Raw genomic sequence first — 24954 nt, 5'->3', positions numbered from 1 at the left:
CGTTCATTTATAGTTTTCGAGAGCATACCAGAGTTGTCCCAGGCTGATTCCCCCATCATTTATAGGGATTTGTGTTGGAAAGAAGTAAGGGATGCTGTTTTGTTGCAGTTTTTTGATAGTATTTTCCAGTAACGTTTTGTTTTGAAAGACGCCTCCGCTCAAAATAACCGGGAGTTTCTCTCTTTTTGCGATTTCGACAATAATAGCAGTAAGAGTATTTAAAAATTTCGCAGGAATATCTGCTTTTTTATCCTTGATAAGGGATAGAAAATCTATTGTAATCATCCTATCGTGAATATAAAACTCATATCGATCCTCTCTGGCTTGATATGCTTTTTCTACCAAGAGTCCGGTATAGCCTTCATACTCTTGGTATGTACAAAGCCCTGCCAGAAAAGCAACCGCATCAAAGAGTCTTCCCACGGAGCTCGTTTCAAAGCAGTTGATATTTTTTTCATAAGCAAGATGAAAGAGCTTGTCTTCTACTTCAAACCCATATTTTTTTAATAGACTCCAAGCAATAAGCCTGATATCTTTAATAGCCTTTTCGCCACCTGCAATTTTTAGATAGTCAAAATGGTATTTTCTTTCATCACCTACAAACACCTCCCCACCCCATACTTTCCCATCATCACCATATCCAGTTCCATCCCAACTAAATCCCAAAAAGAGATTTTGTGACAGAGGATGGTGTGTAAGCTCCATTTCTGCCTTCGCAGCATAGATATGAGCCAAATGGTGTTGTACTTCGACAGTTGTAATATCCAAAGATTTTGCATACTGCGTAGTCTCATATCCCGGATGTTTGTCGCATACGACAACTTCCGGTGAAAAATCGTATATCTTTTTGAAATCTTCAATCACTTGTATAAAATAGTTATAGCTTTGAATATTTTTAATATCTCCAATATGAGGAGAAAGAATAACATTGTTTGCAAAACCAAGAGAAATTGTATTTTTTTGTCTAGCACCTACCGCTAAGATAGCAGGAAGCTGTTTAGAGAGATAAAAACTTTTTGGACCATATCCCCTACTGAGTCTATAAAATAGTGGCCTATTATCTATACCAACTAGCACACTGTCATCGCAACTTCGAACAATCTCTCGATTGTAATATAAAACTTTTTGCGTAAATCTTTTAATATTCTCTTCATCTTTAACAATTGGCTCATCCGAGATATTTGCACTTGTGACCACAAGCGGCGAATCAATCAAAGAAAAGAGGAGATAATAAATAGGCGAATAGGGTAAAAATACTCCAAGCCTATCGATATCGGGTGCTACATCCGCAAAAATTTTTTTTGCTTTGACGATGACTATAGGGCGCTCTTTGGATGTAACAAGATTTTCTTCATATTCATTAATATGACAGACCTCTTTTATTTTCCCAATCGATTTAAACATAAGAGCAAATGGTTTTTTAGGTCTTCTTTTGATTTGTCGCAGTTTATAAGCAGATTTTGGCAAACAGACAAGATGGTATCCTCCTACTCCTTTGATAGCAACAATCTCACCAGTTAGAATATCCTTTACAACTGCTCCGATTGCTTCATATCCGCTCAATGATTCATAAAAGAGTTCAGGACCACAACTGTTACATCCAATCGGCTGTGCATGAAAAAAGCGACTATTTGGATCATGGTATTCTCTTTGACACTCTTGGCACATAGGAAACTTGGCCATGGATGTGTGCTTTCGGTCATAGGGAAGATCTTTTATGATAGTAAATCTTGGACCGCAATTGGTACAGTTGATGAGAGGATAACGGTAACGTCTGCTTTGAGGATCAAAAAGATCTTGTAAGCACGCATCACAAATAGAGATATCTGGGGATAAAAAAGTCTCTTTTTGCCCCTCTTGGCTTTTGATAATTGTAAAACTTTGGAAATTTTGTTTCGGAGTACTTTGGATTTTCAAAGAGAAGATTTTGGCAAGAGGCGGAAGATTTGATTGAAGATGCTCTAGAAAAAGCTCCTCATTCTCACCCTCTATAACAATCTCTACACCATCACTACAGTTACGGATGAAACCTGCAAGTCCAAGTTCATTGGCCAGTTTGTAGACAAAGGGACGAAAGCCCACTCCTTGGACGATCCCTTTGACAAATATTCTCATTGCACTCCCAAAAGAGCGCTTTCGTTATCAATCGGATACTCGATATTTACCTTTGTCATAGGGGCATTTCTTGTAAACCTACTAAAAAATGCACTGTTCGCGATAAAGGCACCACATAGAACAATATGATTTGCCTTTGTTTCTCTATAGATTGAGACAGCTTGATTGCTTAGAAAATCACCTAATGATTCAAAAATGGAGTAGGCTATGAGCTTAGTATCAGCATCAGCCAAAACAAAACTCATGATAGATGCATAAAAACTTGAGTAATCAAAACTATTCTCCTCTACCCTGCAGTCAATACTTACTCCGCCTTTTCCTCCAAATGAGAGGCTTAGTTTATTGAATGAGTCGAGATTACCATCAAAACCTATAAGTCTAGCAGCTTTCAAGATAAAATTTTTCTGTTTTTCAAAAGCTTCATAACGCTTGGGAAATCTCTTTTGAAACTGCTCGACCACCTTTCGTTCTGGTTCAAACTTTATCTCGCCAAAATCGAAGACCTCTTTTGTAACCTGTTTTTTATAGAAGAACTTGACTCTGTTGGAAAAATAGACCCCAACAGTAGGTTCAGTTATCCCATGCTCTTTGAGAACGCTTTCAAAAACGGCTCTTGCCAAGTCTTGTACCCTTATGGAGGAGTGTTCTATGGGCTCTTCTTGAAAGACTGTGATAGAGTCTGTTTCTACTTCCTCAAAATGTTCTACTTTATCGATGATACCGTCATGGAGCAAAAAAGATCCTATAAGAGCCGTTTTGGAACTTTTGCAATATTTTGGAAACAAAGATCACTATTGGGGCGAAAAAAGCAAAAGTGTTTATTGATAAAATATTTTGGCGCTTCGTAAAATGTTATAGGAAGATCAAAATCGATGAAAAGATCCGCATCCTCTTTCTCATCAAAATAGCAGTAATCCGCATCCAGTGATGCCATAAGAAGGGTTGTAAAACCGTCCCATACGCCCACGGCCTCTACTATTTCGCCACTGTTTGAAGTTAAATAGAGACGAGGTCTTTCAATACTAAAAAGGGCTCTTTTTTCCATTGGCAAAACCAAAAACTCTTCATTTAGACGGTTGATAAGCACATAGCTTTGATTGTCTTTTTCCAAATAGAATCGCTTATATCCTCTAAATGTTTTTATGCGAACCCTCTTCCCATCTTTGAGTGCATTGGCGGCAATGTCAAAGATCTGTTTATACTCCTCCTTTTCATTGGCAAACAGGACTTTTGAGCCTTTTTTGTCGCTCAGTTTGAGAGGGATATTGCACTCTGTACAGGTAATGAGCGGATAGTTTTCGCGAAAAGGATTAGTTTTAAGCTCTTCTTGGCACTCATTACAGGGTTTGAAAAAATTTAACAGCGTATTTGGTCTTTCAAATGGATAGTGGAAAAGGAAGCCACTTTGATAGCCACAAGAGTTACAGCTGGTAAATGGATAGTAAAATCTTCTTGACTCAGGATCTAACATCTCTTTGATGCAGTTTGGACAAAGAGCAATAGAAGATGGAATATATGTAAGTGAATCCTTTGCTGAAGGATTTTCTTCACAAATCTGGACATTTTTAAAAAAGATGGAGTTATACAGATGCAGGTCCAAAGCTTTGGTAAACTCTTCAATATTTTCCTCAAATGTTACATAAATAAAGGGAAATTTTATATCCAATTTTATAGAAGTATTTGTAAGCTCTGCAACTGCTTGAATACGCTTTAAAAAATATGTTGTATGGGAATGATACTCAAACCGTAATGTCATTGCACTCTTTCATTGAGGGGTTTGCATACTCAAAGATAATCGAGTCAACTGTTTTATTGGCTCTTCTTTGGTAGTGAATGCCGTTTTTTTCCAGCTCTTGCAAAAGAGTTTGTATGTAGCTGGCAAAGGATTCTCGCATGGTATCCGTTAAACCAATACCTACGCTTTCGATGTCTTTTGGCACAATGCCTATGATATTTACTTGGGCAATGGATTCAAGCATGCTACAAATCTCAAGCATCTCAACAACTTCTACCTCATGCGCTGTTTTTCGATACTCACCAAGCCCCAGTAAAACCTCACTAGGGAGATTATATATGGAGCCTGGTGCATCTTCAATGGAGACCGTATCCAATATGATCACTTTATCGTACTCTTGATAGTAGCGCATAAGCTTAAACCCCAGTGTCCCGCCATCGACGATTTCAACATCCTTATCAAAAACAAAATTTTCCTCGAGATATTTTGAAGCATATACTCCGATACCCTCATCCATAAACAAAATATTGCCTATTCCTATAATTGCTGTCTTCAACTCACCCTCTTTTGAATTTGTATCCGCCAAATACTATGGCGATATCTCCCTCTCTCCAAAAGATCGTTCTCCATATCACATAGTAGATATGAAACATGATCCAAACTAAAATAAAATACATTGTTATATGATGCACATACCGCACATCCATTTTCGTACCTCCACAGACAGGTACTGTCCAATCAGTGACTAAATGTAGCATCCATGGCCACCAGGATCCTATACTACTCATTCCAGATTCCAGACCGTGTACATAGAGTTGAAGACCCGTTAGAAGCATCCAGGCTAAAAGTAGATGGAAAATAGTGAAATAGACCACATGAAAACTGTCTTCATGACTGCTGTCAAATCTTTTGACGCGATTGAGTGTGATCAGATTGATAAAAACTTCCCAAAACTCTTTGAGGTTTTTTCCATTTGGAATGAGTTTTTTGACAGGTTTTTCAAATCTGCTGAAAAAATAGAGATATGCAATGACGATAGAGCTTACATCAAAAATTATCGCTGCATAAAAATGGATCCATCTATTCCATGCCATAACAAATTTTTGAACAGCAGGCTCGCTGATCATTGTTTGATAATATGGATGGCCGATATAAAGGCCAGTGATGACTGCCGCGACCATACACAGAGCCACTACCCAGTGATTAAGACGCATGAAGAGCGTCATTCTTTTGACTTTTTGATACTTTTGCTTTTTCATCGCTGCCCCCTTAAATTGAGCAAGAGGTGTTCACTTTGAATTCACCTAGGCTTTTCCCTTTTGTATCTACGATATGAACTGCACAAGCGATACATGGATCAAAGCTGTGAACAGTTCTCAAAATCTCCAACGGCTCTTCAGGCTTTGCCACTTTTATACCGATCAAACTCGCTTCGTAGGCACCCATTCTGTTTTTATAGTCTCTTGGCGCAGCATTCCAAGTAGATGGTACAACTGCTTGATAGTTTTCCACTTTTGAATCTTTGATTTTTACCCAGTGTCCAAGTGCACCCCTTGGAGCCTCTTCAAGACCATATCCTTGAGCATCTTTACTTACTTGATCGAAATCAAACTCTGTCCAGGTTGAGAGATCTCCAGCTGCAGTGTTTGCCGCTAGTTCATCGACCCAATCAAAGAGCATGTCAGCCATAAGTTCTGTCTCGATTGCTCTCGCTGCAGTTCGTCCGACGGTGGAGAAGAGAACTTTTGCAGGAAGATTTGCATTTTTCAAAAATCTATTGACATATTCACTGATTCTTTTATCACCTTTGGTATAACCTACAACCATTCTTGCAAGCGGTCCAACCTCCACCCTTGTATCGTTATAGATAGGTGATTTGATCCAGGAGTATTTCCCTTTGGTATCAAGATAGGCAATGCCTCCCTCTTTTTTCCCAAAGCCGGTATAGTTTGGAAGGGTTTGTCCATCAAATGGGTGAAGTGGCTCGTTTCCGTGATACCAAGAGTGCGTTACATCTTCAGCCACTTTTTCTTGATCAAACTCTTGATATTTTCCATCGATTACAAGTCCACTTGGAAAAAGGAGTTCTGATTTGTAAAAGCCATTGTCTTGAAGTCGAAAACCGCCATAAGCCATGTAATTTTTCAGACCTGCGCCTGTACCGTCAAGCGCTTCATCACCATACATAGTACCTGCCATATAGATATCTGGAAGATAGGCACCTTTGATAAATCGAGTGAAGCCTTTCAGTAGATCTTTATATAGAGCAATTCGTGCAGGGTTTTTAATATCTTGAACACAAGTGACACCACCAACAACGATACTTTGTGGGTGTGGGTTTTTCCCGCCAAAGATAGCCATCATCTTCGCGGCGTCTCTTTGCAGATCAAGAGCTTGGAGATAGTGTGTAACCGCCAATAGGTTTTGTTCTGGGGTTAGTTTATAGTGGGGATTGCCCCAGTATCCTTTGGCAAAAAGTCCAAGGCGTCCCTGTTTGACAAATTTTTTGAGTCGATCTTGCACCTCTTTAAACTTTGCACTATCTGCAACATATGGAGTGGTTCCAGCAGCATTTGCCCATTTTTTTGCTTCATCTACTGTCTTTGTTGGATCAGCTTCCAAAGCTTTTGTGATATCAACCCAGTCAAGGGCATGAAGATGATAAAAGTGCACCACATGGTCATGTAAATAGAGTGCCCCTTGGATAAGGTTTCTTACAAGTCTCGCGTTTTTTGGAATGGTCACGCCAAAAGCGTGTTCTACTGCCTCGATACTTCTTTGATAATGCGTTCCTGTACATACCCCGCATATTCGCATAGCAAGCAAACCACAATCTCTTGGATCGCGCCCTTTTAAAATCTCTTCAATTCCTCGAAACATTGTCGAAGAGCTATAAGCGTCTACTATCGTGTTGTTCTCATCGATAACAGCTTCAATACGCAAGTGCCCTTCTATTCTTGTTATAGGATCAACGACAATATGTTTAGTACCCATTACTCTTCTCCTTCACTTTTCTTACCTGCAATTGCACTTGCTGCCGCATGAATTGCAATGCCCACACCAGCAGCAGTCAAAAGACCCAGTCCAAACTCATCCACACTCTTTTCAACTCCACCGCCAGGAGCCATTTTTATATTTGCATCTGCCATTGGCCGCTCGTATGCATATTTATCCCAAAATCCAGGCTCGCTGCACCCAATACATCCATGTCCTGAACCGATTGGCCAGTTTACTGATTCGTTGTATCGGACAATTGAACAGTTGTTGAACGTCATCGGACCTTTACATCCCATTTTATAAAGGCAGAAGTTGTTTTTTGCACCTTCATCGCCCCACTCCTCTACAAACTCACCTGCATCAAAGTGCGCCCTTCTTTCACAGTTGTCGTGGATTCTGTATCCAAAGGCAAATTTTGGTCGAAGCAGTGAATCAAGCTCCGGAATTTGACCTGTTAGTACATAGTGTAAGATTACTCCGACCATATTCGCAGGATTTGCCGGGCATGCTGGAATGTTGATGATTGGCTTGTTGTTAACAACATCCATGACACCCACTGCACCAGTCGGATTTGGAGCAGCTGCTGGAACGCCACCAAATGTGGCGCACGTTCCAACTGCAACTATCGCTGCTGCATCATTGGCCACTCTTTTGAGATGCTCTTCAAAAGTTTCGCCACTTGCTCCAATCGTACACCACTCCCTACCGGGACCTACAGGAATAGCACCTTCAACAAAAAGGAGATATTTTCCTTTGAAATGCTCCATCGCATCTTCAAGCTGCGCTTCTGCTTGATGTCCAGCTGCAGCCATAAGCGTCTCTTGAAATTCTAGTGAGATGATTTCTAAAATGATATCGTCCACTTTAGGTCCATCACTCCGTATAAAAGCTTCCGAGTTACCGGCACAATCTTGCAGTTCTATCCAAATTACTGGAACTCTTGTCATAAGTTCAGCAGCTTCGGCTACAAGAGGAGTAAAAGAGCTAGGAAGCATCAGCATTGCAGTAGTTGCACTGGCCCATTTTAAAAAATCTCTTCTAGAAACTCCCTCATCTTCCAAAATCTCTTTTATGGAGATTTTTCTAAGTGGCTCAATTTTTTTAAGCTCTTCAAGCCTGGCTTTGCACTGCTCATAGAGTCTTGCATAGTAGGCTTCACCTCTGTTTGTCTCAACCCGGGCACTCTTAGTTGTGAAGAGCGAGCGAAGGTGTTCTCTGTTCATTATCACTCCTTGATTGAATACTCATTCATTTAATTGTAGCGTATTGGACTTATAACAATTTTAAATAATGAGCTGTTCTCTCTCGATCTTCTATAAAAATGGGACCAATTCAGTGCGTTGTACAAACGCTACATATATCAAAGCTTCGGAAAATGAGATTTGCAATCTTTTCATCTGAAGTACCAACGATTGCTTTTTGTATGACGGAAGGATTTTGGGAAGTTCCATTGGAGAGGTTCCACTGAGTAGGTGTAATGAAGTTATAGGTCTCAATTTTTCCTTGATGGATAGTTGCTTGATGAATCAATGAACCACGAGCCGCTTCGATACTTATGATTGCTGTACCATCTTGCATTTTGGATTCTACGACACTTGGCTGAGAAAGATCGATCGTTGCTAAATGATCGATAATTTTTTCTATAAGGAGGGAAACTTCATAAATTCTAGCAATGATTCTTGTAGTGATACTATCTTTGAATCTTCTATGAAAATAGCGAACAAATGGGTCAGTTTGCTGCATAAGTCTCGCAAGAGGTCCGGTTTCATAATATTTACCGTTGTATGTAACATTTTTTGCATAACTTCTTTTTTGCTCATTTTCTTCTATGAGTGTGAGCTTTGTCTTTCTTTTTTGTCCATGAAGCAGTTTAATGTTTGATACATGAGAGTCTTGGGAAAAGGTAATGAAACGATCATGACTCTTTCCAACCAAGAGCAGCTCTTTTTCTTGGAGTGTACGATAGAGTTTTTGCAAATCATTGGTGAGATTGAGGGGATCATGCAACTTTCCAATAAGTTGTATGAATTGATCACGTATTTGTTGAATGAGCGTTTTTGCTTGATGGATTTCCAAAGAGGTAGGATCGCATGTTACCCCTCCAACTACGCAATAGGATGAGTGTGGCCACTGTCCGCTAAAAAGTGCTAAAAGTTTGTTGATCGTAACAATAAGGTGATGTACTTTTGTAAAATCGTACGGGATGTTGAGCTCATGAAAAATGACAAGGTAGAACCATTTGATATGGTTTTGTATGATTTCGCAAAATCTTGTAATCTCTCTAATGTTTTTGGCTTTTTGAGTGATATTGACCTGGAAAATAGATTCCAAGACCATGGCAGTTGCTTGTAGATGGGCATGTCCGCAAATTCCACATATTCTTGGATTTATCACGAGTGCATCCCATGGATCCCGTCCTCGTAAAATCTCTTCAATTCCTCTATAGTGGGGGAAAAGGACTTTGACATCAGTAATTGTCTGTTTGTCTTTTTGGAATTCTAAAAAAGCTTCGCCTTCTATCTTTTCCAAAAGTTCAATCCTCATCGATGAGCCTTTTGGTGAGTCTTGGAATCTGAAAACTTTTTGCTATACCAGTGATTGTAAGATAGGCTCTTTTGGGAACTCCTAAAGGCATATCGGCCGGGATACCCATGTAGGTTTTTGTATGGAAAAGCCCGGTTTTTGGGAAATTTGGTTCTGTACAACCGAAACAGGGCGTTCCAGACCTAGTTTTGGAATTTATCTCATTCCATAAAATCCTGTTGCAGCTACCGTGTGTAAAAGGAGCTTGGCACCCCTGTTCGTAAAACAGGCATCCCTCTTTTGTTCCAAAAGATTTTGCATCCACTTTCCATTCAAAATACTCATTTCTTGTACAGCCGCTATGAACAGTGAAAGCAAAAATCTCTTTTGGCCTGCGATATTCGTCAAAGGAGAAAGAGTCGTTTTGAATTCCAAAAGCGATCCATTCCGGATGAGCCGGACAGCCGGGAATATTGACGGTTTTATCAAAAAATTGTTCGTACAGTCTGTTTTTTTGGTTTTTATCAAATAAAACTCCAGTGATTGTTGGATCAAACTCTTTAAAGACTCCGCCATATACTGCGCAGCTACCAACAGCAACAATTTTCTTTGCTTTTTTTGCTAAATCGGTAAAGATTTCATAAAGATCGTGTTTACCTTTCTTCCATCCTTGTTTCAAGCCGCCTTCTACAACTAAAATATCACAGTCAGCTTTATGTAGTTCGGTAAGTTGCAGTGGTGATGGAAGAAGAGGATGGTACAAAAATTCAAACTGTTGTAGTAGCGATGCTAGAGAAGGTAGATTGAGAAATGAGTGGGAGTTGCCATTACAGGTAACTCCTTGCAGCCATATTATTTTTTTAGCTTTCATTTTTTAATGATCGATAAATATTTTCACTGATTTCTTGCGAATAAAACTCTATATCGTTGGGTAGAAGTCCTTCCCCCATCAAAAAGACCATGCCGCCGAGATATCCCATGAAAAGTCCAAATGCACTGAAAAAATCTTGATTTCTCAACTCTCCATTACGTACGCCCTCCTCAAAAAAGACCATAATCTCCGTTACAAACGGGCTGACACATATCATACCTTCGCATCCATGTTTAAAGACTTCCCGATTGGAAAGATATATTCGTAAGAAATACTCTATAAACTCCGGTCGCTCTTTAGCCGTATGAAAATAGAAATCTACGATTTTTCTAATTTTCTCTTTGGAAGTGATCTGCATCATATTGATTTTTCGAATCTCTTCTGCCAAATGTTTGGAAATGTATAATATGAGTTCTTTTGCCAAAGCGTCTTTTGAACTGAAATAGTTATAGAGATTGCCTACACTCATATGGAGTTCCTTTGCGATATCGGCCATCGTTACTTCAAAAAAGCCCTCTTTGCTGAAGAGTTTTAAAGCTGTATCCATAATCTGTTTTTTACGATCCTCTTTGTTGATTTTTGCCAATTTTCACCTCACTTTTTTCCTACTAATATCGCTTTTGTTTCATCTTCTATCAAATTATAATGGATAATTTCAAGTTCACAAAAAAGTTGACACAGTTCATTCTTGTGGGCAACAAACTCAGGATTCACCGATGATTTATAGGTAAAAACCTCACAAATGAAAATGCCGTCTTTTTTCAGGGATTCGATAATTTTATGTGCAATGGACCTATCGAAAAAGTTTGTACAAACAATAAGATTATAATACTCTTTTTTAAATTCAAATGCATCAATATCTTGACAAAATGTGTGAATATTTGAAAAGTTTTGTAGTTTTTCAATCGCTACTTCTGATATATCCACTGCATCCACTTCGAAACCATTTTGTGCCAAAAATTTGGCATTTTGTCCCAGCCCACAGGCGATGTCAAGTGCTTTACCTTTTTTAGCTAAAGAATAGAACTGTTTAACATTTTCATTGATATTGGGTTCTTGCATTGTAAGATATTTTCTGTTCCATTTTTCTTTCACGATTCGACTCTTTTGAGAAGATTTCTGTATCGGTCAACTCCTAAAAAGTTCTTTTCCAGGCGCCATCTGAGAACAAATTCGGCTATTTTTTCTCGTAAGTGCTCATCTACCTGTTCACTCCTGCCAAAATAGCGCAAATTAACATTTTTTCCGTTTGCTATACCAATAATTTGAATATAGCGTTTTGGATGAATAGCTAAAAAACTATCTTCTTGCAAAGAAAATCCTGTAACATTAATCGCGGAGAAACTAAGCAACGTATCTAGGTTATCGACTTTCTGATCGATTTGTAGCTCTTGAAATAGTGAACGGAGTTTTCGACTATTCTCTCGTCTGAGCTTTTCGTAACTCACAAAATTTTCTACGAGTTTGTGGAGTTTTTCAATATTGTTGGTCATGAACAACCTTGTAAATATTAAATAATATCAATGCAGATTTTAGTATAATCTACCTTAAAAAAGGATCTTGATGGATTTCCTTCGTATTGAAGGTGGAAAGACTTTAAATGGCTCTGTTCCAATCTCTGGTGCAAAAAACGCGGCACTTCCATTGATTGCTTCAACAATTTTGTCGAAACAGAGCGTACAAATAGACAATCTCCCCGATGTTCAAGATATCAAAACCCTACTTCGGTTACTCCAAAACCTTGGGGCTTCTTATCAGTATGAAGATGGTTTGGCAACGATCGACGCTTCAAAACTGACATCGACTGTTGCAACGTATGATATCGTTCGAACAATGCGGGCTTCTATCTTGGTTTTAGGGCCGATATTGGCGAAGTACGGACGATGTGAAGTGAGTCTTCCCGGAGGGTGTGCCATCGGTCAAAGACCGATTGATTTACATTTACAGGCACTTGAACAGATGGGAGCGAAGATTACCATTAAAGCAGGATATGTAGTAGCTGAAGCGCCTAATGGTCTCAAGGGTTCTACAATTATTTTTGACAAGATTACGGTCACGGGAACAGAGAATATTGTGATGGCAGCCGCACTTGCTAAAGGCACTACTACTATCATAAATGCGGCAAAAGAACCGGAAGTCGTACAGTTGTGTGAAGTTTTAAAAGATGCGGGCGTACAAATTGACGGAATCGGTAGTGATGAACTGATTATCGAAGGTACTGATAGAGAGCCGATTGAAATGAGAGCGATCCATGTTATTCCTGATCGAATAGAAGCTGGGACCTATTTGTGTGCGGGAGCGATAACAAATTCTACATTATCGATTGAAAATGTTATTCCCCATCATCTCGACTCTGTTTTAGTCAAACTAAAGCAGATGGGTTTTCCTTTGGATGTTAACGAATCAAACATAACGATCCATCCTGCAAGAACGATCGAACCAGTGGAAATTGTCACTTCCGAGTATCCCGGTTTCCCTACCGATATGCAAGCTCAGTTTATGGCTTTGGCTCTTTTGGCCAATGGGGCTTCCATTATAGAAGAGAGGCTTTTTGAAAATAGATTTATGCATGTAAGTGAGCTCAAAAGGTTTGGAGCCAATATCCAGCTCAAAGGCAATATTGCTACAGTTATTGGACCGACGGAACTTTGGGGTGCAGATGTAATGGCGACGGATTTAAGAGCGAGCAGTGCCCTGGTTTTGGCAGGACTTGCAGCGAAGGGAACTACCAATGTCCATAGAATTTACCATCTCGATAGAGGGTATGAAAAGCTTGAAGAAAAACTCAATGCACTTGGTGCAAATATTCAGCGCTTGAGTGAGTGATGAAATATCACTCCTCTTCATCAAAAATGATTATATCCGTATTGTAATCCTTTTTAACGACTGCCCTGCTCTTAGGAACACACATCTGATTCTCATATTTTTCAAGTTCTGAGCGTAAATGTTCAATCTCTTTTTCCATCTGTGCCATCTGCTCTTTGAGTCGAAGTATGATATCAACCCCTGCCAGGTTTACACCAAGATCTCTGGTCAAACGCAAAATCGTTTTGATCCTATCGATATCTTTTTGAGAATAGAGCCTTGTTTTTCCTTGTGTTCGCGATGGTGAAATAAGTCCTTCGCGTTCATATTGACGTAGTGTTTGTGGATGGATATTGAGTACCTTCGCTACTACACTTATAAGATATACAGGTTCATCATATCTATGCATTTTCGCCTCCTGGCAATTTTTCTTCCATCATTTTAGCAAGTTCTGGATCGAGTTCTTCCACTTTTGGCAAGACAATATTTGCACGTAAATAGAGATCTCCTTTTTGTTTTGTTTTTCGATCCAAAACACCAAGCCCTTTGACTCGAAACTTCGCACCACATTTAGTATTTTTAGGTACTTTCAGTGTAATCTCTTTTTCAAGTGTCGGCACTTTGACTTTTCCACCAAACATCGCGATTTTTAAAGGAATATCGATCGTTTTATACAAATCGTTTCCGACTCGTTCGTACTCGGGATCCGATGCCACTTCTACTTTTAGAAGTAGATCGCCTCTTTTCCCGTTATAGCTTTTTCCTTTCCCACGAATACGTAATGTATCGCCATTTTTGAGTCCCGGTGGAATGCGAACATCGAATGTTTCCCCATTGATCGTAAGTGAGTGGGTTCCTCCAAGTACAGCCGTTCTAAAAGGAATAGTGATTTTTGCATGGAGATCAAGATCTGGTTGAGCGAACTCTTCAAAGCCTCCAAAACCGCCAAAGCCGCCTCTGCTGTAACTTGTACCGCCAGAAAAGCCTCCAAATCCACCACCACCGAAGATACTTCGCAAAATTTCATCCAGATCAACGCCGCCTTGAAAGTTTTGCTGTGCAAAATCGTGGAAATTTTGTCCACCGAACATACTATCGCCAAACTGATCGTACTGTTTTCGTTTTTCCGGGTCACTCAATATCTCGTACGCGGCATTGATCTCTTTGAATTTCTCTTCACATTCCGGTTCTTTACAGATATCTGGGTGGTATTTTCTTGCTAATTTTCTATACGCTTTTTTTATCTCATCGGCAGAGGCATCGGGACTCACCCCCAATGTTTCATATAAGCTTTTACTCAATTTTGACCTCCAAATTTTTTATTTTGATTATAGCATAAAATATTAGTCTAAGTCAATCAAGTTTTATAAATTCAAATATATTAGAAAGATTGTAAGCCCTCAGTTTGTGAGGGCTTTTTCAATAAGTTTATTGAGACTGGATGCAAAGGTTCCTGGATCTTTCAGATCCATTCCTTCAAGAAGTCTTGCTTCATTGTAGAGTACAATGGCCAGATCTTTTGCCAAAGAAAAATCGTTTTTCAAAAGCAGTTTTGTAAATATGGAGTGCTCTGGATTTATTTCCAAAATAGGTTTTGGCTCAATAGCATATTGCCCCATCTGTTTTAAAAGTTCATAGGTTTGAAACTCTGGATCGTTTTTATCATGTACCAAACAAGCAGGTGATTCTTGAAGACGAGAAGTGATTTTGACATCTTTGACTTCATCTTCCAGTGCCTTTTTGATGGCATCTAACAGCTCCTTATATTTGCTCTCATCAATTTCAGGAGTTTCAAAATCCTCATCCACTTCTGTACTTGCAATGGATTTGAGTTTTTTCTCTTTATATTCCGAGATAGATGGAATGATGAAAGAATCGATCTCATCAGTAAAGAAGATAACTTCGAAATCCTCTTTGTTGAACCGGTCAAGCAGTGGCGAGTCTTTGAGATCTTTTTCGCCGATTAAGTAATAGATCGATTTTTGATGTTCTTTCATGTTCTTCACATAGGTTTCAAAGTCGATATACTCGTCACTTTTTGATGTTTTAAAAAGGATGAGATCTTTCAGAAGCTCTTTGTTCTCAAAATCGCTCATAAGGCCCTCTTTTATGACTTTGCCGAAGAGCTCCCATATTTTGACATACTTTTCTCTATCTTTGTCTTTGAGTTTCTTGAGTTCACCCAATATTTTTTTCACAGAGGCTTTTTTGATCTTTTCGAGTACCACATTGTGTTGGAGCATCTCTCTTGATATATTAAGAGGCAAATCTTCTGAATCGATGATTCCCCGAATAAATCTTAGATATGTAGGAAGCAATTGGCGATCTTGCATTATGAAGACATTTTTTACATAGAGTTTCACCCCTGGTTCATAATCGGCTCTGAAAAGGTCGAATGGTTGTACAGATGGAATATAAAAAAGTGTTGTGTACTCTAATGTTCCTTCTGCTTTCGTATGGATCCAGTATAAAGGATCGTTGTTGTCATGGGAAAGCGTTTTGTAGAACTCTTTATATTCTTCTTCTTTTATCTCATTTTTACTCATGCGCCATAGCGCTTTTGCACTATTTATCTGCTCCTCTTTGTCATCAATTTTGAGATAGATCTTGTATGGAATGTGATCGCTGTATTTTTTGACGATCTCTTTGATTCTCCACTCTTGCAAGAATTCTTTATTTTCTTCAGTAAGATACAAAATTACATCGGTTCCCTGTTCTTTTCTTGTCGCTTCATCTATTTCAAACTCTCCATTTGCCTCACTACTCCATATCCACGCTTTCTCATCACCTACCTTTTTACTTACAACTTCTACTCGTTTTGCCACCATGAAGGCACTGTAAAATCCCACACCAAATTGGCCTATTAGATGTGCATCCTTCTTCGTATCGCCTGTGAGTTTTTCTAAGAAACTTTTTGTTCCACTCTTTGCGATGGTTCCCAGATTTTCCACCATATCCACATCATCCATCCCTATCCCATTATCGGATACTATAAGTCTGTTTTCTGCTTCATCCAGCGTAATGGTTATTTTGGGATCGAAGGCAAAATTTTTGAACTTTTCATCTGTCAAAGTCAAGAGATGCAGTTTATCGATGGCATCGTTTGCATTGGAGATCAGTTCTCGCAGGAAGATCTCTTTGTTTGTATAGAGTGAATGGATCATGAGTTGTAACAATTTCGATATCTCTGCCTCGAAATGGTGTTTTGCCATGGAACCTCCTTGAGTATGTTTTTATAAAATTATATCAAAAAAATATGTCAATTATCATTAGCAAATTTATTTATTCTTGAAAGGAAAAATTTGTACTATAATTAAATGAAAAGTAACGTGTAAAAAGGAACTCTATGACGCCAAAAGAGCGATATGCAAAACTCAAAGAACACCTCAAAGAGGAAAATCCCATTTTGATGGAAGTGATCGATGAGTATAAAGAGCTTGATACTATAGCACGCAAAGTTGGATTTTTAAACGACAAACAAACCTATACAGAATCGATTTCCTGGTGGCCACTTATCTCTATTCTTGGAACCTTCAGTGCGGGCAAATCGAGTTTCATAAACGAATATCTTGGTAAAAGAGTACAAAGCACAGGAAATCAAGCGGTCGATGACAAATTTACCGTTATATGTTATAGCAGAAATGAAGAAGTGACGACTCTACCGGGTGTTGCCCTTGATGCAGATCCTAGATTTCCATTTTACAATATATCAAAAGAGATCGAAAAACTCGATCCCGAAGAGAAAAATATCAATCGCTATCTTCAACTCAAAGCCGTCAATAGTGAAAACATCAAAGGAAAAATTCTCATAGATTCACCAGGGTTTGATGCGGATGTTCAAAGGGATGCCACCCTTCGAATTACTCGGCATATCATCGATCTAAGCGACCTTGTTCTAATCTTTTTTGATGCAAGGCATCCTGAACCTGGAGCGATGCGAGATACCCTGAACCATCTTGTTGAAGTTGCCAAGAATCACGCAGATTCGGACAAAGTACTCTATATTCTCAATCAAATCGATACTTGCGCCAAAGAGGACAATTTAGAAGAGATTATCGGAGCATGGCAAAGAGCTTTGAGTCAAAAGGGGATCGTGAGCGGTAGGTTTTACGCTATTTACAACGAAGCTGCAGCTTCTATCGAGCATCCAGCTATTGAAGAGAGACTCAAAAAGAAAAGAGATCATGATCTTGCAGAAATTAAGCATAAAATGGATAAGGTTTTGATCGATAGAGCCTATCGAATAGTTAAAAATGTGGAATACCGTGCAAAAGAGATTATGAGTCTCGCTTCAAAATTACAAGAACTGCTGATAACTTTTCGAAACAAAATTTTATTCTTTGATGTTGTGTATATTCTTATATTGGCGTTTCTTGGCGGTTGGATAGCGATGCAGTTTCAGAATGAGACACTATGGATGATAGGTTCAGCCGTAAGTGTAATTGTTTTTTTTATCTTCCATTTTAAAACAAAAAGTTGGCTTTCTCAAAGAATGGGTCAAAAAATAGATGATTTGCAACTCAAGCAAGCTTTTACAAAGCAGACAAGGTGGTTTCGATCTATCTTTTCGACAAATCCACTTAAAAAATCGATGCAAGAAGAGCTTGAGCGATTGATCAACAAATCAAAATCCTTTATTCAAAAACTCAACGACCAGTTTATTAAGATGAAAAAGAGCGAACCCCCTCAGGAAGAGAAGAGCTCTTTTTGAAGTGCCAGAAAGGCTTCATGAGAGGGAAGATCAAGACTGGATAGTTTTATATCTTCCCCTTTCATACGAAGCAAGAAAAAGTAAGCCACTTTCTCCTCTTCATATTGGTTGATCTCATTTTGACAAAATGTTTCGAACGAATCATAACCACTTCTTTCAAAAATATCGAGGATAGTTTCTATTAAAGCGTTGAGTTTACGAAGCGGTACAGCCCAGAAAATCAATCTTGCTGGAAAAGTGCCTTTGGAATGCAATGCTCCCATATAGAGTCGAACCCCCCGCTCTACTTTTCCATATTGATTCAAACGTATTCCAACAAATCCGATGTCGGCTACAATATGTCTTCCACATCCTTTCAAACAGCCGCTATATCCTACCGTAATGTCGTTTTTATTGAGTCTTTCAATTGGGAGAGTTGCTGCAGCCTCTTTCGTATCGAACAAAGAGTAGATACAGTATTTGCTTCCGGCACATGCCAAGACTGTGTGGGGTTTAGAATCGATTTCGATGTTTGGTTCGGCAAGAGAAATCATATAGATATTTTGATCAATTCCCAAGCGGAGAGTTGCATGATGTTTTTGTGCAAGATCTATGATATGGGCAAATTCCGCTTTTGTTACCTCTCCAAATTTTGTAAAGTATCGATATGCCCAGCCACCATCTTTGAGCATAAACCACTGTTTGGTAGGTTCGTGAAAGTGTATAACAGTCTCCCCACCACTTTGCCATTTTTTTGGATAATAGCTCCGTAAAAGTTCTTTAAATTTTTCAAGACCCACATCTTTTATGAGATGGTAGAGTCTCGCTTTTGTTCTGCTGGCACGAAGTCCGTGAACAAGATATGTTTGTAAAACCGCTTCATACATTTCCACCACATCTTCATAACGAACGAAAATATCACAATCTTGTGCGAAATGGGTATTTTTCCCTCCAACATAGAGATGAAATCCATACGAATCATCTTTATTTGCCAGTGCAAAATAGCAGTCATTCCCCCAAAAAGGTGCAGTGAGTGTTTTGTTTGCGGCAATAGCCGTATTGAACTTTCTTGGAAGCATTCCACACCACTTCTGTTTTTCCAAGAAGAGTTTCTGCATTTTTTTTATCAATGGCATTACGTTAAAAATGGAATCTTGAGCGATATCATAAAGTGGATCGCTTACAATGGACCTGATATTGTCCATGAGGGTTTGACAACTGGTTAGTCCCTGTTTTTGAAAAAGATAGTGAAGCGTTCGGGCTCCTTCAAAAGTTAGTCCATGCAGTTCCAGCTGTCCTCTTGCGGTAATCAAAAGTTTTGTAGATGCATTGATATTATCTAAAATGAACCTTGCCAAATCTAGAGGCAACTCTTTTTGATCAAAACGTAAGCGGAGCATGAAATTTTTTGGATTCTGTTTTGTTGTGTAAATTCCAAAGTTTTTGAGATAGAAGATATCCGACTCTTCAATCTCCTCTTCTTTCAAGTTTGGCAAGCGATGATGATAATACTCCCAAGGAGACAGCCGCTCTTTTAGTTTCTCTATTTTGTTTCGTTTCATAACAGTAATGGTACTAAAAATTCCCAATTAACATCTGATTAACATCAATTAACACCTGTCTAACACTCATTTTCTACTATTCTCGAAAAAAGGAGTATTGATGAGAAAAAGTTTGTTTTTTTCTGTTATTGCCTCTTGTGCTATTGCAGGATCTATGGAAATAGAACAGATTAGCGTTACTGCAACAGGACTTGAAGAGGAGAATTTCAAACTTCCTTTATCTATCGAGTCAAAGGGAGAAAAAGAGATAGATCTGGATCAAGTTGTCTATCAAAAAGAGTTGCTCAATTCCATCAGTGGAGTCCGAATTGAGCAAACTGGCTCCGTTTTGGGACATATGACCGGTATCCGTATGCCTCTCAATACCGGTCCATACTATCTTTTTATGCAAGATGGTATTCCTGTACAGAGCTCTGGCTTTTTCAATCACAATGGCCTTGCCTATACCACATTCCAAAATGCAAATAGTGTTGAAGTGTTAAAGGGTGCAGGGACAGCGCTTTATGGGTCAGATGCCGTTGCAGCAGTTATTAATGTCAGAAGCCTCGATTTTGACAAAAAAGAAAGTGAAATCAAGGCTGAAGGAGGCAGTTACGGATATGCTACACTCAGAGCCAAAACGGCTAAAGAGATTCAAGGTACCGATTTTGCAGCAAAAGCCAATATCATGCATAGCGATGGATGGAGGGATCATACCGACACAAATCATGGAGAATTGGATATTGGCGCAAAGTGGCAAAAAGACGATGAGAATTTTTTCAAATTGATGTTTCACGCTTCAAAAACAGATGCTTTGCAAGCAGACAGTTTTAATGACTATGACAACATAACCAGTAGATCCGAAGCTGCCAGTGACGATCCAAACTATTTTAAAGCACTCTCTTTAACCGATGTTTCAAGAAAATTTGATTTCGCAAGAATCTCCTTGGAGTGGGACAACTATTCATTCAAAAATCTTGAGATACAAAATATTGCCTATCTTCGATATAACAGAAACAGATACACTGCCACTTGGGAGAAAAACCTTCCGAAAAACGACAACAAACTCTATACCTTTGGTCTTCGAAATAAAAACTTTTATGAAGACAGTAATCAAAAGATGGTGTTTGGAATAGATGCGGAAGTAACACACTCCACTTTGGATTATATCCAACCCTTTACCATCACTACTACTGGCTGGGGAGCAACAACATACTATGCAGGGCCTTTGTATGATTATGATGTGGACTATTTCGCTATTGCCCCGTTTATTCAATATGAAAGAAAACTTACATCTGCCCTGTCTTTGCACGCAGGTCTTCGGTACGATTACAATAGGTTCGATTATAATAATAATCTAGAAGACGACAGTTACGATGCCTCTGGAACCTATTTCAGACCAGCCGATAGAACTGACAATTTTTCCCACTTGAGTCCAAAACTGGCCTTCTCATATATCAATGGAGCGAATAACTTCTATGTACGTTATGCAAATGGATTTAGAATTCCCCAAGCCTCCAGGCTCTACTCCATGAAAAAAGGGTATGAGTTCGTTTCACTCGATCCTGAAACAAGCGATACCTATGAGATAGGATGGAAAAGAGAGACTGGGAATCTCTTTACAAGTATCGCTTTATATTATATGGTCATTGACAATACAATAACACGCTATGAGGAAAACGGTGTGCGATACTATGCAAACGGTAACGATACGATCCACAAGGGAATTGAGCTGACATGTAACTATGCAATTGATATACATAACAAAATCCACATAGCATACAGTTACTCAAGACACAACTATCATAATGATCCAAAATATGGTGACAATGAGATGGCTCAGGCTCCAAATCATCTGGCCAATTTTCGATATACCTTCAAATACGATAAATTAAGTCTTATGCCGGAAATGAACTATGTTGGCAGATACTGGATGGATGATGCCCATACATACAGCTATAGTGGCTATACACTATGGCATCTCAAAGGATCGTATGATATGACAAAAAATGCAAAACTCTATTTTAAGATCAACAATGTCATAGATAAACATTATGCTGCATATGCACGATATGCCTATGGAAAGACAGATTATACACCAGGTGATCCTAGAATGATCTATGTAGGGTTCTCATATCGATGGTAAAACTTTATAAACTACATAAATTTGTAGGGCTTTTTGCCCTCCTTTTTCTTTTCAATCTTGCAATTACTGGTTTTTTTCTTGATCACAAATCGTGGCATTTTCTCTACACCATTCAATTTAGCCACTACCCATCATCACTGAAAGATTATGATAAAAAGTTATTGCAAAGTTATCTTGTTGATGGCGATACTATCTTAGTGGGATCCAAAAAAGGTCTTTATCTTTTTAATGGAAAAAAATTTAAAAAAGTAAGCGATATCAGTGTCAATGCGATCAAAAAGAGAGATAGTGAGTATCTCATTGCCGCAGATCAAGGACTCTTTCTTTACAAAAACAGCTCATTGCTACCTTTCGCGTTGCAAGGAAGAGCTATTACCGCTTTGAGTGTTGAGAATGATAAAGTAGTGGCTGTTATAGAAAAAAAAGAGATTGCTCTTATAGATAAAAATGGTTCAATCAAAACATACCGTGCAACAATACCACCAAAGCTTTATCAAGATTCCATTACGCTATCTCGATTTGTTCGAGATCTCCATTATGGAAGGGGACTAATGACAAATTTTTCACTTTTGATCAACGACTATGGTGCCCTGATTTTGGCTTTTTTATCATTGAGCGGAGCTTTGATCTTTATACTGCTTCAAAAAAAAGCAAAAGTTGCGAAAAGATGGATCAAAGCTCACGCAAACATTGTTACATTCATCGCTTTTGTTCCTCTTTTTACTCTTGCCCTAACCGGTATATTTCTTGACCATGCCAAAGGGCTCTCACAATTTTTACACAGTGTCAAAATCCCTTTTTTGATTCTACCGCCTGCATACAAAAATTTAAGTGACGACATTTGGGCAATTGATCTATACAAAGGGAAAATATATATAGGAAACAGGTTCGGCCTTTTTGTAACAAAAGATTTGAAAAACTATAAACTTGTGAGCAAGGGTTTTGTCTATAGGCTCATTCGAGATAAAAAGACACTTTTCATAAGTGGGATGGGATCCGAAAACAGAATTCTACAAAATGGAAAAGTTCAAGAACTCTTGGCTCCTCATATGTTCAAAGATACTTTTGTCTATAAAGGGAAACGTTATTATCTCACTCCATCAACAGATATTGCCTTGCCAGATGAAAAAAGTATCACACTCTATTCTATTCTTTTGGGATTGCACAATGGAAAGTTCTTCTCTTCTTGGTGGATATGGATAAACGATTTGGCTGCAATTGCACTTTTAATACTCTATCTTACCGGTTCGATTCGTTGGATTGCAAGGAAGCGATTATTTGCCGTAGTTCATAAGCATTTGCTATAGCCGCTCCGCTGGCGGTATTGTCAAAAATGACAAGAGTATCTTTTGCCTTCAAACGCATGATATTTTTGGCAATTTGTTTTAAAAACTCTTCATCATATTTTGAGTAGTACATTTTTGGAGAGCCGTGAAGTCTATAGTAAACCAGATCAGTATAAAAATGTGGCTTGTTATTTCCTTCAAATCTTGGAGGATCGGCTGCAACCAGCGATATATTAAACTGTTGTAAAACCTCTTTTACCTCTAGCCATGTCTCATTTCTTGCTTCCAAAGCGATATGGCCTTGATAGATTGAGCGAAGAGTAGAAAAAAATGGTGTTGCGGTTTCTGCTTCAAAAGTCAATTTTGGTGGAAGCTGAATCAAAAGAGCAAGCCATTTGTCTCCAAGGTTTTGCATACGTTCTATAAATTCGTGCAAATTTTCGGTCGATCTGAGTTTGTGAAAATGGGTGAATGAACGGTGCAGTTTTACACTGAATCGAAAATGATCGGGAGTGCTTTTGCTCCATTTTTGAAGCGTAGTAGCTCTAGGAAGCTGATAGAAGGTTTTATTGATTTCAGTAATGTTGAAAATATGGGCGTAGCGCTCCAGATGTGTTCCCTCTTTGGGGAAAAGGTGGGCATACTCTTTTGGTATGCTCCATCCAGCCGTTCCTATATAGATCATCAGTGCAAAAAGTGTCTCACACCGGTAAAGTAAAGGGCGATGCCATGCTCATTGGCGGCCTCTATTACTTCATCATCTCTGATACTTCCACCTGGCTCTACAATAGCTTTGATACCAGCTTTTGCCGCCTCATCCACACTGTCTCGAAACGGAAAGAAGGCTTCACTTGCCATTGCTGCCCCTTTTACATCGATGCCAAGCTCCTGTGCTTTTTTGAGTGCGCATTTCGCTGCATCCACCCTGCTCGTCATCCCCATACCGATTGCCACGAGCGCTCCATCTTTGACGTATGCTACGCAGTTTGATTTTGTAAGAGCTGCGATTTTATACGCCATCAAAAGATCTTTTTTATCTTCAACGCCCACCTTGCTGACCTGTTTTGCTTCCAACACCTCTTCGTCTTTGACAAAGTCGGCTGTCTGGTAGACAAAGCCCCCTTCGATATGTTTGAAATCGTACATATCGCCACTGATTTCAAGTTCAGCCTGTCCAAGATCAAAAAGTTTGATTCGTTTTTTGTTTGCGAATACTTCTTGCGCCTCTTCGGTTATTTTCCCAGCGACCAAAACTTCTACGAAAATTTTATTGATCTCTTCAGCCAGCTCTTTTGTTACCACGCCATTGACAGCGACAACACCTCCAAAAGCACTCACAGGATCTGCTGCAAGCGCCTTTTGCCATGAAGTTACGAGATCCTCTTTGAGAGCTGCTCCACAAGGATTGCCATGTTTGACGATAACGATGCTTCCTTTACCGAGGCTTACAGCGATTTTGGTTGCCGCATTGATATCGGTGAGGTTGTTGAAACTTGGCTCGCCTTTTAAAATGTTAAGATCATTGTAAAAATCTTCAAACTCATACAAGGCCCCCTTTTGATGCGGATTCTCTCCATAACGGGTATTGAAAACTTTTTTTCCTACGAGAAACTGCTTGTTCCCGAATCCTTCATGAAATCTGTCATTCATATAGTTCGCGATAGTTGCATCGTATTGAGCCGTATGCTCAAACGCTTTTATCATCAGCTCTCTTCTAAACTCTAGGCTATTTTTGCCCTCTTTCAAAGCTTCCAAAACCTTGTCGTAATCGTTTGGATCTGTGACGATGATGACGCTTTCAAAGTTTTTGGCAGCACTTCTTACCATCGTAGGGCCGCCAATATCGATATTTTCGATAATCTCTTCAAAATCGTCTGTTCTTTCGATCGTCTCTTTAAATGGATAGAGATTGACGCAGACTAGATCGATCGGTTCGATTCCCAGTTTTTTCGCTTCTTCGACATGGTCTGGCTTGTTTCTTCTATAAAGTATCCCCCCATGAACATAGGGATTGAGAGTTTTCACCCTTCCTTCGAAACATTCTGGAAAGTTCGTTATTTCGCTGATCTCCGTTACTTCGAGTCCCGCATCTTTAAGAACTCTCCAGGTTCCTCCGGTACTGACAATCTCGAAGCCTAGCTCCACAAGCCCTTTTGCAAAATCGACAATACCTGTTTTGTCGCTGACACTTAAAAGTGCTCTCATCTTTTTCCTTTATTTTTTGATTATATTATATCCATTTCAT

Annotated in this window: 22 protein-coding genes; 4 read left to right on the top strand and 18 right to left on the bottom strand. The window is 39.1% G+C overall.

Features of this window, described 5'->3' with window-relative positions; genetic code table 11:
• Positions 1-3: 3 nt before the first annotated feature.
• From hypF to NIS_RS05175, 12 genes are all read right to left on the bottom strand, one after another.
• Positions 4-2115: a carbamoyltransferase HypF gene (hypF, locus tag NIS_RS05230; RefSeq protein WP_012082342.1), complete on the bottom strand. Its 2112-nt coding sequence runs from the start codon at positions 2113-2115 to the stop codon at positions 4-6.
• Positions 2112-2849 (bottom strand): hypothetical protein, encoded by a 738-nt coding sequence (locus NIS_RS05225; RefSeq protein ID WP_012082341.1) that lies wholly within the window; start codon positions 2847-2849, stop codon positions 2112-2114. The genes hypF and NIS_RS05225 overlap by 4 nt, the downstream gene beginning before the upstream one ends.
• Before the next feature lie 8 nt (positions 2850-2857).
• The gene (locus NIS_RS05220) at positions 2858-3871 is read right to left on the bottom strand and encodes a hypothetical protein (protein WP_012082340.1); all 1014 of its coding nucleotides are present in this window, start codon (positions 3869-3871) and stop codon (positions 2858-2860) included.
• Positions 3855-4406, bottom strand: coding sequence for a HyaD/HybD family hydrogenase maturation endopeptidase (locus NIS_RS05215; RefSeq protein ID WP_012082339.1), 552 nt, complete (start codon positions 4404-4406; stop codon positions 3855-3857). Before NIS_RS05215 ends, NIS_RS05220 begins: the two co-directional genes overlap by 17 nt.
• Before the next feature lies 1 nt (position 4407).
• Positions 4408-5109: a cytochrome b/b6 domain-containing protein gene (locus tag NIS_RS05210; RefSeq protein WP_012082338.1), complete on the bottom strand. Its 702-nt coding sequence runs from the start codon at positions 5107-5109 to the stop codon at positions 4408-4410.
• Between the two features lie 10 nt (positions 5110-5119).
• Entirely contained in the window at positions 5120-6844 is a 1725-nt protein-coding gene (locus tag NIS_RS05205) for a nickel-dependent hydrogenase large subunit (protein WP_012082337.1), read from the bottom strand.
• On the bottom strand, positions 6844-8070 hold the full coding sequence (locus tag NIS_RS05200; protein WP_012082336.1) for a hydrogenase small subunit: 1227 nt from the start codon (positions 8068-8070) through the stop codon (positions 6844-6846). The genes NIS_RS05205 and NIS_RS05200 overlap by 1 nt, the downstream gene beginning before the upstream one ends.
• A 109-nt stretch (positions 8071-8179) precedes the next feature.
• Positions 8180-9391 carry a nickel-dependent hydrogenase large subunit gene (locus NIS_RS05195; RefSeq protein ID WP_012082335.1) on the bottom strand — a complete coding sequence of 404 codons (1212 nt, stop codon included), beginning with the start codon at positions 9389-9391 and terminating at the stop codon, positions 8180-8182.
• Complete coding sequence (locus NIS_RS05190) at positions 9381-10241, bottom strand: hydrogenase (RefSeq protein ID WP_012082334.1); 861 nt, start codon at positions 10239-10241, stop codon at positions 9381-9383. Before NIS_RS05190 ends, NIS_RS05195 begins: the two co-directional genes overlap by 11 nt.
• Complete coding sequence (locus tag NIS_RS05185; protein WP_012082333.1) at positions 10231-10827, bottom strand: TetR/AcrR family transcriptional regulator; 597 nt, start codon at positions 10825-10827, stop codon at positions 10231-10233. Before NIS_RS05185 ends, NIS_RS05190 begins: the two co-directional genes overlap by 11 nt.
• A gap of 8 nt (positions 10828-10835) precedes the next feature.
• Positions 10836-11336 carry a class I SAM-dependent methyltransferase gene (locus tag NIS_RS05180; RefSeq protein WP_012082332.1) on the bottom strand — a complete coding sequence of 167 codons (501 nt, stop codon included), beginning with the start codon at positions 11334-11336 and terminating at the stop codon, positions 10836-10838.
• Positions 11333-11734 (bottom strand): hypothetical protein, encoded by a 402-nt coding sequence (locus NIS_RS05175; protein WP_012082331.1) that lies wholly within the window; start codon positions 11732-11734, stop codon positions 11333-11335. Before NIS_RS05175 ends, NIS_RS05180 begins: the two co-directional genes overlap by 4 nt.
• A gap of 70 nt (positions 11735-11804) precedes the next feature.
• On the opposite strand from NIS_RS05175, the gene murA reads away from it, so the two are divergent.
• Positions 11805-13067, top strand: a complete 1263-nt coding sequence (gene murA / locus NIS_RS05170; RefSeq protein WP_012082330.1) for a UDP-N-acetylglucosamine 1-carboxyvinyltransferase — start codon at positions 11805-11807, stop codon at positions 13065-13067.
• Positions 13068-13074: 7 nt separating this feature from the next.
• Here murA and NIS_RS05165 read toward each other — a convergent pair whose 3' ends face one another.
• The 3 genes from NIS_RS05165 to htpG form a co-directional block, all read right to left on the bottom strand.
• The gene (locus NIS_RS05165; protein WP_012082329.1) at positions 13075-13455 is read right to left on the bottom strand and encodes a heat shock protein transcriptional repressor HspR; all 381 of its coding nucleotides are present in this window, start codon (positions 13453-13455) and stop codon (positions 13075-13077) included.
• Positions 13448-14347, bottom strand: coding sequence for a DnaJ family protein (locus tag NIS_RS05160; RefSeq protein WP_012082328.1), 900 nt, complete (start codon positions 14345-14347; stop codon positions 13448-13450). The genes NIS_RS05165 and NIS_RS05160 overlap by 8 nt, the downstream gene beginning before the upstream one ends.
• Positions 14348-14446: 99 nt before the next feature.
• Positions 14447-16258: a molecular chaperone HtpG gene (htpG, locus tag NIS_RS05155; protein ID WP_012082327.1), complete on the bottom strand. Its 1812-nt coding sequence runs from the start codon at positions 16256-16258 to the stop codon at positions 14447-14449.
• A 134-nt stretch (positions 16259-16392) separates the two neighbouring features.
• Here htpG and NIS_RS05150 point away from each other — a divergent pair, with 134 nt between their 5' ends.
• On the top strand, positions 16393-17757 hold the full coding sequence (locus NIS_RS05150; protein ID WP_012082326.1) for a dynamin family protein: 1365 nt from the start codon (positions 16393-16395) through the stop codon (positions 17755-17757).
• Here the strand turns inward: NIS_RS05150 and NIS_RS05145 are convergent.
• Positions 17733-19325 (bottom strand): nitrite/sulfite reductase, encoded by a 1593-nt coding sequence (locus NIS_RS05145; protein ID WP_083754363.1) that lies wholly within the window; start codon positions 19323-19325, stop codon positions 17733-17735. The two genes, NIS_RS05150 and NIS_RS05145, sit on opposite strands and share 25 nt — an antisense overlap.
• A 73-nt stretch (positions 19326-19398) precedes the next feature.
• Here NIS_RS05145 and NIS_RS05140 point away from each other — a divergent pair, with 73 nt between their 5' ends.
• Together NIS_RS05140 and NIS_RS05135 are read left to right on the top strand one after the other, a co-directional pair.
• Positions 19399-21423, top strand: a complete 2025-nt coding sequence (locus tag NIS_RS05140) for a TonB-dependent receptor (protein WP_012082324.1) — start codon at positions 19399-19401, stop codon at positions 21421-21423.
• Positions 21417-22730, top strand: a complete 1314-nt coding sequence (locus tag NIS_RS05135; RefSeq protein ID WP_012082323.1) for a PepSY domain-containing protein — start codon at positions 21417-21419, stop codon at positions 22728-22730. The genes NIS_RS05140 and NIS_RS05135 overlap by 7 nt, the downstream gene beginning before the upstream one ends.
• Here NIS_RS05135 and NIS_RS05130 read toward each other — a convergent pair.
• Positions 22663-23394 (bottom strand): DUF72 domain-containing protein, encoded by a 732-nt coding sequence (locus tag NIS_RS05130; RefSeq protein WP_012082322.1) that lies wholly within the window; start codon positions 23392-23394, stop codon positions 22663-22665. The genes NIS_RS05135 and NIS_RS05130 overlap by 68 nt on opposite strands.
• Positions 23394-24914 (bottom strand): bifunctional phosphoribosylaminoimidazolecarboxamide formyltransferase/IMP cyclohydrolase, encoded by a 1521-nt coding sequence (purH, locus tag NIS_RS05125; protein ID WP_012082321.1) that lies wholly within the window; start codon positions 24912-24914, stop codon positions 23394-23396. The genes NIS_RS05130 and purH overlap by 1 nt, the downstream gene beginning before the upstream one ends.
• Positions 24915-24954 lie beyond the last annotated feature (40 nt).

It is taken from the genome of Nitratiruptor sp. SB155-2 (assembly GCF_000010325.1).
Lineage (GTDB): Bacteria > Campylobacterota > Campylobacteria > Campylobacterales > Nitratiruptoraceae > Nitratiruptor.
This window is presented reverse-complemented; position numbering and strand designations above follow the sequence as displayed.